Genomic DNA, 15,737 nt, shown 5'->3' with positions numbered 1-15,737 from the left:
CTGAGGAGGGCCCGATGCCTGCCGAGACAGTGCCAGACACCGACATTCAGTATCACCTCATCGCCTTCGACGCCCGAGGCTGCGAGCGGGCAGAGGCCGACGGGGCGTACAGCCCGGCTGTGCTGAAGCTCGCCGCTGCGCGCCAACCCACGGACGTGTTCGTCTTCAGCCACGGCTGGAACGCAGACGTCCCGGGAGCACGCAAGCAGTACAGCCGCTGGATCGCGACGATGGAGTCCTGTACCCAAGACCGGGCCGCGCTGGCTGCGCGCCCCGGCGGCTACCGGCCCCTGCTGGTCGGCCTGCACTGGCCGAGCAAGGCTTGGAGCGACGAAGAGCTCCTGGATCAGCCAGGCGGGTCCTACGCGGTGTCCGTTGACGCCGAACGCTCCGGCATCGAGGGAGAGGAGTCCAGTGATGGGACTGAGTGGTACGTCGATCACTATGCGACGCTGCTTGCCGACACGCCGCCGACTCGAAAGGCGCTCCGTACGATCCTGCGGAGCGCCTTGATGGATGCCGCGCCGGAGATCCTGCCCGAGCCAGTACGTCAGGCATACGCGGTGATCGACGCAGAGACGGGCGCGGGCAGCGACGGGGCTGGGGCAGCGCCCGGTGAGGACCGGAAACCGTTTGACGCCGAGGCCACCTACCAGGCCTGCCGGCTGGAGGAGGAGGTCGCCGCCTTCGGCGGGCCGTCTCTCGGAGGCCTCCTTGCACCGCTGCGTACACTGACGTTCTGGCAGATGAAGCGGCGAGCCCGGGCCTTCGGAGAAAACGGGGCCGCAACCCTGCTCAGCGACCTTCGGCGTGCGGCACCCGACGCGCGCTTCCATCTGATGGGACACAGCTTTGGCTGCATAGTCGTCTGCGCTGCTGTAGGGCGAGCCGCAGAAGACCAGGCCGCCCGTCCGGTGGACACCCTTGTCCTCGTGCAGGGAGCGATGTCGCTTTGGTCGCTCTGCTCGAGCATCCCGTCGAGACCCGGCAGGCCAGGATACTTCCACCGGATCCTGGCAGACAGGCTGGTCAGCGGACCGGTGCTTGCCACGACCTCAGTTCACGACCGCGCGGTCCGGGTCTTCTACCCATTGGGTGCGGGGGCGGCGGACCAGGTCGACTTCGAGGCCGGCGAGCTGCCGACCTACGGCGGTATCGGCACGTTCGGCCTCCGTGGTCCCGGCATCGGTTTGACGGATGGGGACCTCGGTCCCGCCGACACGTTGTACGACTTCCAGCCTCACGGCGTATACGACTTGGACGCGAACGATGTCATCAAATCCGGGGGAGGCTTCTCCGGAGCCCATAGCGACATCTGCCACCCGCCGGTGGCGCATGCGATCTGGCAGGCGGTGGCTACCGGTGGCCACTCAGACTGTCCGAGGTCCTGTGTCTACTGGCCGGACCAGTACAACAACCCCAACAACGCGGCCGGGTAGCTCCCCGATGGCCGCCGAACTCGCCGCCCAGCCGGACCACCTCGACGTTCTCGTCTGCAGCGTCGGCACCGGTGCGGTCACATCGCCGGGCTCATCGACCCGCCGCGCCGCCGTCGGCCGCGGCTGAAGGCGATCGGCGTCGGCTCTGTCGGCTCGGCGTGTTTCGCGCAGCGACATGTGCTCGTCCATCATGTGGGCCGCCTCTTGGGCGGGTGACTCCCGTCTGTCAAGATTCCTATCAACCAGGTCGGAAAACTAGGGAGTTGCGAGGTGGCCGTGCGAACACCGCATCATGCGCGCCGTCTGCTGCCCCCTCTTACCACCCGTCGGCACATCGACCTGGTTCGGACGTCCAGCGCCATCTGTCTGCCTGCCTGACGTCATCCGTAGGGCCTGGCTCCACGCGCCGTGGACCGTTGTGCGGTTCGTCTTCCCGCTCTCCGTCGGCCGGGCAGCCCTTCGACGGACCTCACCGCCCCGCGCCGGCTACACGCGCGGCGTGCGATGTGCAGCGGGTCGACGTCCACCCCGTGGCCTCCGCGACACCTTTCCACTTCTCAGCCTGCTACGGCGTTCCACCACCGGCGGCGGGCAGTGGGTGCCGTGCGTGCCGATGGCGTCGCATCACCCGTCTCTCCACCTTCCCGAACACCCACCCAGTGAAGGGACACCTTCGTGTCTGCCGCAAGACCGCTCACCACCCTGCGAGCCGCACGAAGGCCCCAGAACCCAAGCAAGCGCTCCTTGGGTTCCTGGGGCCTTCTGGCGGTGGTATTCGGTTATGGGGCTCCGGTTAGCCGGTGGGCTGGTCGTCCTCGGACTTGTTTCGGCGCCGACGTACGGCGAACAGTGCGCCGCCGCCCGCGGCGAGCAGTACTCCGGCTCCGGCCAGCAACCATCCGGTGGCGTCCGCGCCGGTCTGGGCGAGGGAGCCCGTGGGAGCCGGCGAGGAGGTGCTGGAGGTGGTCTGCTCCGGGGTCGGGGCTGCGGAGCTGGTGGGGGGCTGGGAGGTGGCCGGCGTGCTCGGGGTCGGCTTGCCCGACGGTGTGGCCGGCGGGGTGGTGGGGGTCGTCGGGGTAGGCATCGGAGTGGTGGGCGGCTGGGTCGGCTGTTCCTTCTTGGTGTTGGTGAAGGCGGCGGTAGCCGATGCGCCGGGCTTGGCGGTGATCTTCGCCGGGGTGGAGTCCAGCTGGTAGCCGTCGGGGGCCTTGGTCTCGGTGGCGGTGTAGACGGTGCCGGCGCGGGCTGCGACGGGGAGCTTGGCGGTGGCGGTGCCGTCCTTGCCGGTGATCAGCGTGACGGGCTTGCCGTCGCCGCTGGCCGGGGTGATGTTGATGACGGCGCCGGCGAGCGGCTTGCCGCTGGACTTGTCGGTCTTGGTGACCGTGAGGTCGGCGTCCTTGAAGTGGTCGATGATCGTGAGCTTCGCGCTCTGGCCGGGGGTGACGATGACGTCCTGGTCCGATGCGAGGTCGTGGATCGGGCTGCCGGTGGCGGTCTCCTTGAGCCGCCAGACGCCGGGGGTGACGCCTTCCAAGCGCAGGATGCCGTCCGCGTTGGTCTTGCCGGTCAGGGCCTTGGTCCCGTTCAGGGTGTCGAGCAGGGAGAACTCGGCGCCCGCGAGGAGGGCTCCCTCGGGGTCCTTCTTAAGGATCTCGACGGTGCCGGGCTGCGGTTCGGGGGCTTCCGCCCAGGCGGTTGGGGCGCTGAGCAGGGTGCTTGCCGTGAGGGCTGCCACGGTTGCAGCAACTACGGTCGGGAAGCGGTCGGTGGCGCTGGAGTGCATGAGGGAGTGATGTCCTTGATCGTGGATGGCGGTGTGCCGGGGCGGCATCTGAGGCCGGAGGTCAGCGGGAGCGGCCGGAGGCGGGGCGTGCGGACGGCAGGGTGGGCAGGCTCGGGCGGGAGTGTTCGGGCGACGGGGCGGGAGCCCAGATCTGGATGTAGTGCGTGATAGCGCGGCGAAGACCGGTCAGGTCGGCACCGTTCCAGGGCGGGGGGCCGTCCTCGTGCCAGTCGCGGATGCGGGCGTAGCCGTCCCATCCGGGGCCGATGCCCTTTGCCGCGTCACGCCGGGCGAAGGTCTGGTGGTCTGCGAAGGAGAGGGAAGCCGCGTCCAGGGTTCCCAGGTAGGGACGGAGCAGCGCCAGGCGCAGGCCGTCGTACTCCCGGTGCCGGATCGTGCGCTGGAAGTCGATACGGATGCGCACCGGGGAGTCGGCTGATGGGGCGCCGTAGTAGGTGTTCCCGACGACGACGCCGACGGGGAAGGGTGGCTGGAGTTCGGTGAAGAACTCCGTGGCATGCAGGGACAGGTGGGCTCCAGTGCTTGGGTCAGCGGCGAGCGGGGGTCGGGCCGGTGCTGGTGCTCCATCGCGGCACGCTGGTCGTGGTGAGCGTCGGCCGGGGTCGGGCTGCCGTGCGGCGGTGCACGTCTAGCGGAGTGGGCGCCGGCGGTGGGGGTGGGACGATCGGTGTGAGCTGGATGTGCGGGAGTAGCGAGGAGGGCATCCAGTCCTTCCATCGAGGGACCGGGGCCGGGTCGGCCAGGGCGGTGGTGATCGCGGTGACCAGGTGGACCGGGGTGCCGGTGGAGGCAGTGGCGTACCAGCGGGGTCCCTTCGGGCCGCCCCACATGTACCAGCGAGCCTCCAGCGTGGTCAGCTCCTTGGTCTCGTCGAGCCGGTCGGTGACGTACTCCAGGCCGGCCAGGCCGTCGGCGCTCTGGAGTTCCAACACGCCCCAGCGGGGGTGCTGGAGTTCCCAGCCGCTTTTCAGGAGCGGGGCAACGGCGTCGAAGCGGTCGCGTGGCTCCTTGTCGAGGTAGGCGTCGGGGCCCTGGGCATACGCGGTGGCGAGGGCGGTGGTGAAGGCGGTGACCAGTTCCGTGGGAGTCGTGTCGTTGAAGCACACGCCCCAGGCGGGGGCGGCGAAGGCGTCGCGGTAGGCCGTGATGCGCCAGAGGCCGTCGTCGTCGCCTTCGGGGAGGAAGCCGAGTCGGATCTTGCGGTCCGGGGAGGCGACGTACAGGTTGGAGACCTCGTCGTGGTGGCGGTCCCAGCCGAGTTCGAACAGTGGCTGGAGGGCGTCATCGGCGATCCAGGCGCTGCCGGCCAGGTATCGGGGGGTGACGTAGACGTCACCCTCGATCGGTTCAGGTGCGGTGTCGGTCAAAGAGCAGTCCAGAAGGCAGGGGTGGTTGGCGGCTACGCGGTCGGCGTGACGGTGATCGTGACGTGGTCGCGGGCGGCCCGGAGGCGGGCTTCGGCCTGGTCGGCGTCGGGGGCGGTGACGACGAGGAGGCCGACGCGGGCGACATCGACGTCGCCCTCGGGCGGCAGGGTGACCTGCTCGCCCGGGGAGAGGATCCAGCTGGCCTGCTCCAGCCAGTCGGCGGCCCCGGCGAACTCCGGGTCGACGCCCCGCTCGATGACGGTGCCGGAGACCTCCGGGTAGAGGAGGGCGACGGCAGCGGCCTGCTGTCGGGTGGGGGTGAGGTCGGGCTGGAGGCCGAGGGCAAGGTCGGCTGCGGCGCGGGGCAGGTCGATGCCGGTGGCTAGCAGGACGAGCTTGCCGATCAGGTCGCCGCCGATCCGGCCGTTCACTTCGATGATCCGCGGGCCCGTGCTGGTGAGGCGCATCTCCACGTGCTGGATTCCGGTGGTGAGCCCGAGTGCGGCGACGGCTGCCTGGGCGACCGGTCCGACGCGGCGGAGCAGGGGGTCGGTGGCGTCCACGGTGTGGCCGACTTCTTCGAAGTAGGGGGCGAAGGCGAGCTGCTTGCGGGTGACGGCAACCGGGGTGGTGACTCCGTGGTGGGTGACGCATTCGACGGAGATCTCTTCGCCGTCGAGGTACTCCTCGACCAGAACGTCGGTGGACTTGCCGCCCCACAGGCTCGCGCCTTCGGTCGCGAACTCGAAGCCGGCGGGGAGTTCTTCGGCGCGGTCGACGCGGATGACGCCGACGCTCCCGGCCTGCCCGGACGGTTTGACGACGACGGGATAGCCGATGAACTCGGCGGCAAGGGCCGCCTCCAGGAGGTTGACGGCCTTCAGTGACCGGGCGGACGGCACTCGGTGGTAGTCGAAGAGCTCGCGGCTGAGGGACTTGTCGCGGCATCCGTGGATGACGTCGGGGCGGTCGGTGGCCACCTGTAGGTGCTGGGCGAGGATCGCGGTGTTGACCAGGAGCATCTCGTTCCAGGTGAGCACGGCGGAGATGGGCTGTCGTGCGGCCAGCGCCTCCCCCGCTGCCAGCAGCGCTTCGATGTCGTACGGGTCCGCGACCTCGTGGTCGGCGACGAGGGCCTTCTCCCAGGTGAGGGCGGCCGGGGTGATGACGACCGTGTCGTAGACGGCGGCCACGGATTCGAGGCAGTAGCCGCGGTACAGCTCGTCGTTGGGCGCGACGACCAGAACAACAGGGCGGGACGTGGCAGTACGAAGGTTCTTGGACGGGGTCAAGAGTCGCGGGCCTTTCGAAACAGACAGGGAGCGGGAGCTATCGGGGCGCGGGAAGGTCAGCGGCGCAGGCCGGGGCCTTGGGTGGTGGCCACGAGGCGGGACGCGGGTGATACCGCTGCGGGTGGTGGTTGCCGGCGAGGCAGGGCCAGGGGGAAGACCGTCTCCTTGGCCAAGGCCGCCAGCGGTGCCAGTTGGTCTGCTGCCTGGCTGAGGGCGTCTTGGACTTCGAAGGGGAGCGGTCCCTCGTACAGGGACGGACCGCTGGTTCCCGCCCAGTGGGATACGGCGCGGAGCAGGTGCTGGACGTCGGCGACGAGGCCGTCTTCGGCGAGGAGGTTCTGTGCCAAGGCGTTGGTCTCGCCGACGGGCAGGGTGTCGAAGCGGGCGGCGAGCAGCCGTATGAGACTTCCCGCTGCTGCGGCTTGGTCGGCGCTGAGCGAGGAGATGACCGAAGGGCTCGGGGGCATGGGTCTCCCTGGTCGGGTGAGCGGGGCTGGGGAGGTCAGGTCCGCTCGGGTGCGACAGCGTGGTGGTGGCGCATGGCGGGTTCGTGGCGCAGGTGCCAGAACGTGCTGAAGAGGCCGATGGCCTGGAGGGCCGCGCAGCCGGTCAGAACGTGTCCGAGTGCCGCTGCGGGGGTGAGGGCGACGAGCATTCCGGCGAGCGGAAACGGGGCGAGCATGATCAGGATGGTGATGCTGAGGGTGGCGCCGAAGACGCGTTCGGGGATGAGGTGGGAGCGCAGGGTGCGCAGGACGACCGTCATGCCGCCCTCACCGGCCATTAGTACGGCGGTGAGGACGAGGAGCTGGTTGTACGTGCTGGCCTGGGAGACGGCGAGGCCAGCCAGGGCTGCGACTACGGCGCTGGCGGCCCCGGTGGGCCACAGGCCGACGCGGTCGATGGCGTAGCGGCAGCAGGCGACCGTGACGAGGGAGGCTGCGGCGGCGGCCGACCAGATCACGCCGACGGCGGCGCTGGAGTGACCCAGGTGCTGCACGACGATGATCGGAGCGGCGGCCTGGAGCATGCCGGTGGCGAGGTTGGAGACGGTGAGTCCGGCGATCAGCCAGGCGAGGGCCGGCAGGGAGGCGAGGGTCGTCCATCCGGTGTGCAGTCCGGTGAGCTTGGATGCGGCGGCGGGGACCAGGCGGGTCTCGCGGTGCCAGGGGGCGAGGGCGGCTCCCAGTAGGGAACAGGCGGCGATGGTGATCAGGGTGCCGGTGACGCCGACCCAGTGCAGGAGGAATCCGGCGGCTGCGGGCCCGGCGAGGGTGGCGGTCTGGTCGATGCCCAGGAGGGCCGACTGCACCCGGTGGGCCCGGTCCCCCGCGTCCTTGCTGGCCGCCGCCCCGGCCGTCTCGGCCGCGATGTAGGAGAACTCGGTGGCCACGCCGGTGATGGCGGCGAGCGCCATCACCGTGATCGTCGCTCCGGGGCCACCTGCCTGGGTGGGCAGGATGGCCGCCGCGGCCAGGACCACCAGGGCGCGCAGCACGGAGGCGATACGGAAGACCCGCTTGGTGCCGTGCCGGTCGACCATCGTCCCGGCCAAGGAGAACGCAGCGAGGCGGGGGATCCACTCGAGTGCGAACGCCAGCCCGGTGAGGGTGGCGGAGCGGGTGGTGGCGAGGACGATCAGCGGGATGCCGTACGTGGTCATCGCGAACGCGCCGGCATCGGCAGTACGAGGGAGGTAGATGCGGCGCAGCAGGGACAGCTGCGGGAGGAGGGCATGCCGTGGGCCGGCGATCACAAGATCGGTCATCGTCGCTTTCACGCAAGGAGACGCCCGCCGCGGCGAGCAGAACAGGAAGAGGTCAGCGGCGCGGCGTGCGCGCCTTCGGCGGGGTGTACGCCGGATGCGTCGGGCCGATGGCCGTCGACGGCGTGGCCGAGGGGCTCGGCTCGGCGGCGGCCTGGCGGTAGATGGCCAGGTGCGTGTCGAGCTGGCGGAGCAGGTAGCCGCGCTTGATCGTCAGGTTGTCGATGCGGTCACCGAGGAGGCCCTCGGTCCAGCGGTGGCCGACGGTGTCCTTGCCGGTCAGGGTCTTGGACAATTCCTTGATGGCACGGGCCGCTTCGTCGAGGAGCTGCCGCTGCACGGCATCAACTTCGAATGCCGTGTTCATCACGGCCGCAACCGTCTCCCGCATGTGGCCGGGTGCTTCCCGCATCACTGTGAAGGCCCAGGCATTGGGGTCCATGCCGACCGCACGGGCCACCTCGCTGGTCCCCAGCGCGACCACGGCGCCCTCGTACCGTGCGTCGCTCACGCGGCAAGCTCCATCTCGTCCTGGGAGACGCCGGTCAGCTGGGCGGCCAGGGTCGCCCCGTGGTCGCGGACCCATGTCGCGAGCACGGTCCGGGGCCCGTGGAGGGATTCGTAGTCCAACTCGAGGGCGTGCCCGTTCGAACCGGCCGTGGTGGACCCGAGCAGGGCGAGGGTGGCCTGGACCCGAGTGACGAAGTCGCTGACGTCGCTGGGGTGATGGTGGGTTCGGGCCCAGCGGGCTGCCGTGTCGTAGACCTCGGCCAGCGCTTCTCCGGCCGGGGTCAGGACCAGGCTCGGTATTCCTCCGTCGGTGGAGGCCTTCAGCAGGCCCAGCGCGCGCCCGACCGCGGAGGCCTGGCGCAGCTGCCAGCGGGAGAGGCCGGTGAGAGTCCGGCTCAGGAGGTGCCGTTCCAGGGCCCCGTTGTCGTCGATATCACTGACGATCCGGATGAGGCCCGGGTGGGAGAGAGCGGCCGTAGCCGGTACCAGCGCCTGCGCGTGGGTGTCGGTGTTCATCGGGTGCGGCCTCCAGTCGTCGGCGCACCCGCAGGGCGGACCACGGTGGTGGTGTGGGAGAAGAAGAGATCGCCCGGCTTCCATGCCGGACGGGCCTGGGGCGTCGGCACTGCTGGGATGCGCGGCTGGGTGGTGACCCACACAGCCGGGCGGTCCTGGGGCTGCACGGGTGTTGGTGCCCAAACCGGGTGGCTCGCGGCCTCGCTCAGGGGAGCGCCGGCGGCCCAGGCGGACAGTGCCTGGTAGACGGGGGCCAGGTCCCGGCCGGCGGCCGTCAGTTCGACGCGGCCCTCACGGTCCTTGGTGACGAGGAAGTCCTCGGCCAGGCGGTTCAGCGGCTGGTAGACGTTGGTTAGGTGCCGCTCGGGCATGGCGGTGGCGGCCAGGGCCTTGGCGTTGGATGTTCCGCGGACGCGCAGTGCCCACAGGATCGGGGTGGCCTGTCGCGGGGCGATCAGAGCGATGGTGTCCTCGATGTCCTGGGCGCGGGGCACCGCCTTGGGTACGCGGTGGCCGGTCGCCGGATCCAGCACCGTTTCCTTCTCCAGGTGCTTGCCGCCCCAGGTCGCGATCATGCCGAGGACCGGCAGCAGCTCGCGGCCTCGGACGGACAGCCCGTACAGCACGTCCTGGGGCTCGAACTCGGTTCGTTCAAGGAGTCCGGATTCGGTGAGCTTGCCGAGCCTGGGGTGGAGCTGGCCGTCGGGGAGCCAGGGCAGTGCGCTCTTGATCTCGCGGTAGCGCAGCGGCTTCTGGGACAGGGTGAGGAGCACCCAGACGTTCCACCGCGGGGCCAGCATCTGCAGGCTCTGGGTGACACGGGACAGGTCGGACGATATGGATTCGGGCAGGCCGGTGGTAGCCAAAGGGGTGCTCCTGGAATGTGGGTGCGAGGTTCAGCGGGCGCGGGAGGGCGGGGCGGCGGCCGGGATTGGTGGCGGGACCGGGGCGGCGGGTGTGGTCTCCAGCGCGGGGGTGCGGTGCAGGCTCTGCAGCACTGCGGAGATGTGCCTGGCCTGGGTGTCTCGGACAGCGACGGCTTCACCGATGCGGCGGGCGCAGTCGAAGATGTGGCCGGCGTCGTGGCGTCCGACCTCGCGCTCGGGGTCGACCAGCTTGCGCAGTCGCTGGAGCTGGAAGTTGATGTCGGTTTCGGCGAACTCGATGGCGCTGTTGGCGGCCAAGAGCGCGGACAGCATGTTCGGGTGGGTCGTGGAGTCGGCGTGCGCTTCAAGTTCGGCGCGCGGGCGCCCGTATAGGGACTCGATGTGCTCGGCGATCTGCCGGGAGGTGGTGTGGGTCAATCAGCGGCCTCTCGCGCTCTGCGCCGCCACGCGAGCCCCGACAGGCGAGACTCCGGCGGCGGGTCGGGTGGTGGCCCATAGCTGGTCCAACTTCGGCGGTCCGTGGCGCGCGGTACCCGGCGGTGGCATGGCGCGACGAAGTTCACGCAGGGCCGTGACGTACTGAGTGCGAGCGGAGAGGGCTGCGTCCATCCACTGCGAATCGAAGCGGAGCTCGGAGGCGGACAGCGTGCCCATGTCGCCGTCCGGGGCGGTGTACCGGTGGACGCGGTCCCGGACGCGGGCGACCTGCTCTTCGGCCAAGGCCAAGAATGAGCGCAGCTCCAGGGCGCGTTGCTCGGCGGGCGTGGCAGTACCGGCAGCCGCAGCGGCGTAGAGCTGCGCTACCGGAGCAGCGAAGACCTCTTCGAGGTGCGCATCCTGGCTGGACGGCTTCGTGGAGGTGCTCATCGCACACCTTGCCTGGCAGGTACGGCGGGCACTACGGCAGGCCGGGGTACGGGGGTGGTCGCGATGGCGGGCCCGGTGCGGGCGGCGCCGCGCCAAGGCCCTGGTGTGCGGTTGCCCGGTGCGTTGTCGTCGAGGAGGTGGCGGACGACCATGGCTCGGCCGTCGCGTACGGCCACGAGGTTGTTCACGCGGTCGGCGAGGGCCATCACGGGGTCGTCGAGCTCGCCGGCCGGGGCGTGGTCCAGAGCGGCGAGGAGGGCGTCCTCTGCGGTGGAGAGGGCCTCTTGGGCTTCTGCGAGGAGTCCGTACCAGCGGGCCACGGTCGTCGCCTCGGGATTCGCCTGGGGTGCCTTGGTCACCGCATGACGCAGGTGGTGCAGCGGCATTTGGAAGCGGGATTCGATCTGCTGGGCGAAGGTGCCGAGCACGTCGTCGAGTTCTTCGGGCATGGCGAACTCCTCTCCATGAAGGCATGGGGTGGGAAGGGTGAAGGGGCCGCCCGTTTCTGCGTGGTGGGCCATTTACTAGGGTCCGGAGAATCCCCGGTTTGGCTGACCGGGGATGTGCTGCTATGTTCCGGGCCCGCCGGAATCAACGTGTCCGGCCAGGCGTCCTCGGCGGGGCGCTCGGGAGGGCGTTTGGGCCCGTCGTACGGACCGTGGACGGTGCGGGTGCCGGCAGCGGAGTGGAGCGGTCCTCCATCCAGTCGACGGCGGCCTCCAAGGTCTCGAACGCGCCCTCGCGCAGGGTGTGGGTGAGGCTGTCGAGGTCGGCCTGCTCCAGCAGGACCCGGAACGGCTTCTGAACCCGCTCGCCGAGCGCTTGCAGGAGCACCACGGTCTCCGGATGGGGCGAGGTGTCGTCGGTGTAGCTGTCGAGCAGGGCGAAGTGGTCGCCGTCGCGCATGAGCCGCTGCTGCAGAGCCACGGTGGCTGTGTCGGCGGCCGTGGTCCCCATGCCCGGAGGCAAGGCGATGGCGGCGGCGGGGCAGCCGCGCTTGATGAGCCAGGACTGGGCCATCGCCGGAAGCGGCAGCTCGGCGTGCTCGAAGGCGTACGTCATCGCGGTGCTGTCCCGTTTGATGTGCGCCGCGATGAGCTGGGGTTCGCCGGGGATTCCCCACGTGACGGCACCGTTGTGGATCACGTAGAAGCTGTTGCGGCCATCGGGGCTGTGGTGGGCGGCGAGCGTGGTCATCGACTCGCTCTCCGCATCGAGGTGATTCCAGAACGCCTCTTCCACGGCTTCGCTGGCGGGCTCGAACCCGTCGAGGCGGAAGTCAGGACGGCGATCGGTTGGCGGCATGGAGCCCCTTTCGTACGGGGGTTGGTGGCGGCCGACAGGTCAGCGGGACCGCGCGGGCGTCGCCGGCCAGGACCCCGCCCTGGGCGCCGGGGCGGCCGTTGCCGCAGGCGGGCGGGTGGCGCCGGTCAGCGTGGTGCGGCCGGTGTCCGTGAGCGAGATGGGCTGTCCGGCGTGGAGGGGGTGGGAGGTGTCGCGGGCCACCAGTCGGGCGTCCTCCAGCCGCTGGTAGAGCGGATGGACGACGCGTACGCCGGAGGCCGTGACGATGGACATCCGTCCGGTCTGTAGGTGCTGGTGGAGCTTCGCGCCCTGGCTGATGGCCAGGAGCGCGGCGAACTCATGGGCCAGGAGGTCCGCGCGCTGCCTCGTGGCGGGTGCCGGGGCTACGGCTTCCAGCGCCTCGAGCACGGCGAGGGCATGGTCTTGGCGGATGTCCCGTGTGACGGTGGCGTCCTTGAGCTGCGCGACGGTCCGCTCGATGCGTGTGAACAGAGCCTGGTCGAAGGGCAGATCCCCGGAGGCGAGGCGCTGGAGACGGGTCAGGTTGAAGGTCACGCCGCGTTCAGCGTCGGAGAGGGCGCGGTGGGCTTCGGCGAGACGGTGCAGCGACTCATCGAGCAGGCCGCGGTCGTGGTAAGTCCACAGGCTGTCGATGTCGTGGCCGGTTACCGTCGCGACGCGGTGGTCGATGCCGGTCGGGGCATTCGCCGGCTGCGTGGTGGACGGCAGGGAGAGCACCTCCTAGAAGTGGGGCGGGCACGGCGGTGCCGGGAGCGGTACGCGGACGTCGAGGTGGGTGCCCTGTTGACGGGACTCGGTGGGGCGGCCGAGGCGTCGGGCCAGGCCGAGCATCGGCAGATTCGACGCCTCGGCGCACACGGAGAAGGTGTGCGCGCCGCCGGAACGGGCGTGGGCGGCGGCGTGCCGGGCGAGGGCCAGGCCGATGCCTCGGCGCTGGTGGACGCGACCTGCAGGCCGAGGTCGAAGACGCCCGGCTCTCTGCTGACCGGTCCGGCCGAAGCCAGGGCGACAACCTCGGTGGCATGGAGAGCGATCCAGCAGCTGGAGTGATCCAGCAGGCGCTCGATGTCACGGCGGGTGATCCGCGTTCTGCCCCAGCGGCAGTGCAGTGCCTGCTCGGAGCAGCTGCGGTGGAATGTCTCGATGAGAGGCCAGTCCGTCAAGGTCGCGGTCCGGACGTGGGCGGCGCCGACGGAGTTCAGCAGCTGGTGCACACGCCTATGGCGGTGAGGAGGGCTTCGCGGCTGTAGGCCTTGCGGCGGCGGCCGTCCGGCAGGGTGATGTCGCGGGTCTGCATGCCGTGCGGGGCCAGGAGCTGGGCGAGGCGGGCCTGGGTGAGGTCGCTGTAGCGCCAGTGGTTTCCGGCGGTGCCCGGCAGGTGCCGAAGGGCGTCGACGAGGTCGGCGGAGGCCACGGCGTGGGGGTGGCCGAGCTCAGCGAAGACGTTGCTGCACGCGTCGAGCAGGCAGGTCGCGGGCTCGTCCGGTTCCTTGCAGCACTGCTCGTCCGTGTCGATGCGGAAGGTCGCCCTGACGGCCTCCGCGGCGGCCTCTGCGGCGGCAAAGTCGGCCTCGCTGAGGCAGGGCGCCGACAGGAGCAGGGACAGCTCGCGTCCGGCGGCAAGTCGTGCGATGAGGAGATCGGTGCACAGCTCCCACTCCTCGGCGCCCCCCATGTCGGGCTGCGGCGGGGCGGTCAGTGCGGCTACCAGGCGCTGTTCGAGGTCCTGGACCTCGACGAATACGTTCAGGATGTGGCGGTGGCGGGGGTTTTCATACGCCGGCTTGCCGCCCAGGAGGCTGGTGGCGAAGTTGTCGAGGAAGTTGTTGGGGAATGTCGTCAACGGATGTGGCCTTTCGGGGCGAGCGGGAGGGCAGGCTGGGGAGGTCCGGGGAGCGCGTAGGGGGGCGGTCCCGGCTTGGGGAAGGTGCGGGTGGTGTCGAGCTGCGGGGAGCGGCCTCGGGCGGCGTGGGTGAGGGCGTCGACAGGCCGGCGCTTGATGCCCAGGCGGGCGGCGGCGGTCCTGTAGACGTCGCTCTGTTCCCGGGGCCGTACCGCGACGACGTGGATCTCGGTGCGGAACGCGGATCCTTCGGGGGCCCGGCGCGTGGCGTAGACGATGCGCCAGGCCGAGCGGGAGTCGACGTAGACCTTGCGGAGCCCGTCGAGTTCGTGGGTGAGTTTCCCGCCGAACAGGTTGGCGTTGACGACGTCCTGGAGTTTGGCGAGCGCGAGGTCGCGGATGTCGCTGGGCGCTTGGAGGAGGTCGGTCAGGGCGCGAGGGTCGAAGGTCAGACCGAAGGCGGGTTGTTCGTGGCCGCTCACGAGGCCGCCTCGACGGCGCGTTCCGTTTCGTCGGCCGCGGTGGCCGCCGGGCGGGTGGAGCGGCCGGGGCCTCGGAGCAGACGGTGGGCGGGGCGGTCGGGGTCGGTCTGGCAGGCCGACAGCGGTCCGCCTGCCGCGCGGATGGCGGCCATCGCGTGGGTGAGGAAGTCCCGGTGCCACACGAACATCCCGGACGGTCCGGCTTCGGGGTCCTTGTGCTGCTGGTAGGCCATCCACAGGGCGTGCAGCCACGCGACGACGTCGAGGTGTTCCTGCCACTGTTCGCACCACGGCGCGGATGTGGTGATCTCCGTGCCGTAGACCGGCATGAGGAAGTCCTCCACCCAGTCGGTCAGGGAGTCGATCTCGTTCTCCCGCTCTTCAGCGTCCAGCTCCAGGATCGGCTTCGGCTCGGGCGGCAGCACGGGGGCGGGCATGCCGGGAAGGCCCGGCATGGAGAAGCCGGCGAAGGGCATCGGATCGGGTGCGGCGGCCAGGCTGTCGAGCTGCCTGGCCTGCTGGGCCGACTGGTCCAGGAGCTTGCGGACGCTGGCCTCGATGCTCTCCAGGTCGACTTCGGGAACGCGGATCGGATCCATCGGCTGGCCGTCGGGGCCGTCTATGGGTTCGAGCACGAAAGGTCTCTCCTCGCAGCCGCATGCGGCACGTCGGAATTCGAAAGAGGGGCTGGAGTTCAACCATCCACACAATCCCCGGTTTGGCTGACCGGGGATCGCGTGCTACAAAGCCCCCGCACGACGGGGACAGAAAGACGAGATACCGCCTCCAGCCCCCGCCGCGAGCGGGTGAGGGTCAGGCAGAAAGGACGAAGTCGTCCTGGGAATAGGCCTGCTGGACGGCTTCGGTGAGCCGGTCGGAGGCGATCTCGGCGTAGTGCCTGGTCTTCTCGACGCCGATGAAGTCCCGGCCCTCCAGCAGGGCTGCGACACCGGTGGAGCCGGATCCGGCGCAGAAGTCCAGGACGGTGCCGCCCGGCGGGCTGATCTTGACGAGCTCGCGCATCACCTCGACCGGCTTCTGCGTGATGTGCTGCCGCTTTCGGCCGGTCGGCTGCGATCCGGAGTACAGACCCGGGAGGTAGACCTCGTTCCGGGAGCCGTCCATGTCGCCGTTGGACCCCCAGACGATGAACTCGCAGTTCTGGGTGAACCGGCCCTTCTGCGGGCGCGCCGCAGGCTTGTGCCAGGCCAGCACCCCGCGCCACACCCAGCCGGCGGCCTGGATCGCGTCGGTGGTGATGGGCAGCTGGCGCCAGTCGGTGAACAGCAGCGCCGTGCCGCCGGGGCGGGTCGCCCGCTGGGCTTCGGTCATGATCTGCGTCAGCCAGAAGCCATAAGACCTCTGGTCCATGTTCTCGCCAGTGAAGTCCGGCAGGGCGTGGCCGGCGTCCGCGGAGGTGTACTTCTGCCGGGCCGTGCGGCTCGTGCGCTCCTTCGCTGTCCGCCCGCCCGAGTTGTACGGCGGGTCGGTGATGACGGAGTCGACGCAGTTGTCCGGGAGGGTGGACAGGACGCTGAGGGCGTCGCCCTGGTGCAGGGAGAAAGGCAAAGAGGTACCCCAATATCGGTTCGGGAAAGGCGAGGGGAACTCCGGCTCGCCGCAATGAAGCCGCCCG

General features: G+C 70.2%; 21 protein-coding genes. 2 read left to right on the top strand and 19 right to left on the bottom strand.

Annotated features, from left to right (window positions below; genetic code table 11):
- Nucleotides 1-14: 14 nt before the first annotated feature.
- Nucleotides 15-1,439 (top strand): hypothetical protein, encoded by a 1,425-nt coding sequence (locus OG295_RS29775; protein ID WP_371679697.1) that lies wholly within the window; start codon nt 15-17, stop codon nt 1,437-1,439.
- A gap of 270 nt (nt 1,440-1,709) precedes the next feature.
- The gene (locus OG295_RS29770) at nt 1,710-1,817 is read left to right on the top strand and encodes a putative leader peptide (RefSeq protein ID WP_371679696.1); all 108 of its coding nucleotides are present in this window, start codon (nt 1,710-1,712) and stop codon (nt 1,815-1,817) included.
- Between the two features lie 415 nt (nt 1,818-2,232).
- Here the strand turns inward: OG295_RS29770 and OG295_RS29765 are convergent, their stop codons facing one another.
- The 19 genes from OG295_RS29765 to OG295_RS29675 all read right to left on the bottom strand — a co-directional run bounded on the left by OG295_RS29765 (nt 2,233) and on the right by OG295_RS29675 (nt 15,670).
- A complete protein-coding gene (locus tag OG295_RS29765) occupies nt 2,233-3,225 on the bottom strand; it encodes a SpaA isopeptide-forming pilin-related protein (protein ID WP_371679695.1) in 993 nt (330 codons plus the stop codon).
- Nucleotides 3,226-3,286: 61 nt separating this feature from the next.
- Nucleotides 3,287-3,649 (bottom strand): hypothetical protein, encoded by a 363-nt coding sequence (locus tag OG295_RS29760; RefSeq protein WP_371679694.1) that lies wholly within the window; start codon nt 3,647-3,649, stop codon nt 3,287-3,289.
- Nucleotides 3,650-3,773: 124 nt separating this feature from the next.
- Complete coding sequence (locus OG295_RS29755; protein ID WP_371679693.1) at nt 3,774-4,613, bottom strand: DUF317 domain-containing protein; 840 nt, start codon at nt 4,611-4,613, stop codon at nt 3,774-3,776.
- A 32-nt stretch (nt 4,614-4,645) separates the two neighbouring features.
- A complete protein-coding gene (locus tag OG295_RS29750; RefSeq protein WP_371679692.1) occupies nt 4,646-5,905 on the bottom strand; it encodes an acetyl-CoA carboxylase biotin carboxylase subunit family protein in 1,260 nt (419 codons plus the stop codon).
- Between the two features lie 56 nt (nt 5,906-5,961).
- Nucleotides 5,962-6,372: a hypothetical protein gene (locus OG295_RS29745; RefSeq protein WP_371679690.1), complete on the bottom strand. Its 411-nt coding sequence runs from the start codon at nt 6,370-6,372 to the stop codon at nt 5,962-5,964.
- 35 nt (nt 6,373-6,407) lie between these two features.
- Nucleotides 6,408-7,673 carry an MFS transporter gene (locus OG295_RS29740; protein WP_371679689.1) on the bottom strand — a complete coding sequence of 422 codons (1,266 nt, stop codon included), beginning with the start codon at nt 7,671-7,673 and terminating at the stop codon, nt 6,408-6,410.
- Between the two features lie 52 nt (nt 7,674-7,725).
- On the bottom strand, nt 7,726-8,181 hold the full coding sequence (locus tag OG295_RS29735; RefSeq protein WP_371679688.1) for a hypothetical protein: 456 nt from the start codon (nt 8,179-8,181) through the stop codon (nt 7,726-7,728).
- A complete protein-coding gene (locus OG295_RS29730; protein ID WP_371679687.1) occupies nt 8,178-8,696 on the bottom strand; it encodes a hypothetical protein in 519 nt (172 codons plus the stop codon). The genes OG295_RS29735 and OG295_RS29730 overlap by 4 nt, the downstream gene beginning before the upstream one ends.
- Nucleotides 8,693-9,562, bottom strand: coding sequence for a winged helix-turn-helix transcriptional regulator (locus tag OG295_RS29725; protein WP_371679686.1), 870 nt, complete (start codon nt 9,560-9,562; stop codon nt 8,693-8,695). The genes OG295_RS29730 and OG295_RS29725 overlap by 4 nt, the downstream gene beginning before the upstream one ends.
- Nucleotides 9,563-9,592: 30 nt before the next feature.
- The gene (locus tag OG295_RS29720; RefSeq protein ID WP_371679684.1) at nt 9,593-10,000 is read right to left on the bottom strand and encodes a hypothetical protein; all 408 of its coding nucleotides are present in this window, start codon (nt 9,998-10,000) and stop codon (nt 9,593-9,595) included.
- Nucleotides 10,001-10,450 carry a hypothetical protein gene (locus OG295_RS29715; RefSeq protein ID WP_371679683.1) on the bottom strand — a complete coding sequence of 150 codons (450 nt, stop codon included), beginning with the start codon at nt 10,448-10,450 and terminating at the stop codon, nt 10,001-10,003.
- Complete coding sequence (locus OG295_RS29710; protein WP_371679682.1) at nt 10,447-10,899, bottom strand: hypothetical protein; 453 nt, start codon at nt 10,897-10,899, stop codon at nt 10,447-10,449. The genes OG295_RS29715 and OG295_RS29710 overlap by 4 nt, the downstream gene beginning before the upstream one ends.
- A gap of 142 nt (nt 10,900-11,041) precedes the next feature.
- Nucleotides 11,042-11,755: a hypothetical protein gene (locus tag OG295_RS29705; protein WP_371679681.1), complete on the bottom strand. Its 714-nt coding sequence runs from the start codon at nt 11,753-11,755 to the stop codon at nt 11,042-11,044.
- 39 nt (nt 11,756-11,794) lie between these two features.
- Complete coding sequence (locus tag OG295_RS29700) at nt 11,795-12,493, bottom strand: hypothetical protein (RefSeq protein ID WP_371679680.1); 699 nt, start codon at nt 12,491-12,493, stop codon at nt 11,795-11,797.
- A 3-nt stretch (nt 12,494-12,496) separates the two neighbouring features.
- A complete protein-coding gene (locus OG295_RS29695; RefSeq protein ID WP_371681348.1) occupies nt 12,497-12,694 on the bottom strand; it encodes a hypothetical protein in 198 nt (65 codons plus the stop codon).
- Nucleotides 12,695-12,974: 280 nt separating this feature from the next.
- Nucleotides 12,975-13,619, bottom strand: a complete 645-nt coding sequence (locus OG295_RS29690; RefSeq protein WP_371679679.1) for a DUF3631 domain-containing protein — start codon at nt 13,617-13,619, stop codon at nt 12,975-12,977.
- A complete protein-coding gene (locus OG295_RS29685; RefSeq protein ID WP_371679678.1) occupies nt 13,616-14,101 on the bottom strand; it encodes a type II toxin-antitoxin system RelE/ParE family toxin in 486 nt (161 codons plus the stop codon). The genes OG295_RS29690 and OG295_RS29685 overlap by 4 nt, the downstream gene beginning before the upstream one ends.
- On the bottom strand, nt 14,098-14,700 hold the full coding sequence (locus OG295_RS29680; RefSeq protein WP_371681347.1) for a DUF4913 domain-containing protein: 603 nt from the start codon (nt 14,698-14,700) through the stop codon (nt 14,098-14,100). The genes OG295_RS29685 and OG295_RS29680 overlap by 4 nt, the downstream gene beginning before the upstream one ends.
- A 214-nt stretch (nt 14,701-14,914) precedes the next feature.
- Nucleotides 14,915-15,670 carry a site-specific DNA-methyltransferase gene (locus OG295_RS29675; RefSeq protein ID WP_371679677.1) on the bottom strand — a complete coding sequence of 252 codons (756 nt, stop codon included), beginning with the start codon at nt 15,668-15,670 and terminating at the stop codon, nt 14,915-14,917.
- Nucleotides 15,671-15,737 lie beyond the last annotated feature (67 nt).

It is taken from the genome of Streptomyces sp. NBC_01276 (assembly GCF_041435355.1).
Taxonomy (GTDB): domain Bacteria; phylum Actinomycetota; class Actinomycetes; order Streptomycetales; family Streptomycetaceae; genus Streptomyces.
The sequence above is the reverse complement of the archived record's forward strand: the minus strand, read 5'-3'. Positions and strand labels throughout refer to the sequence as shown.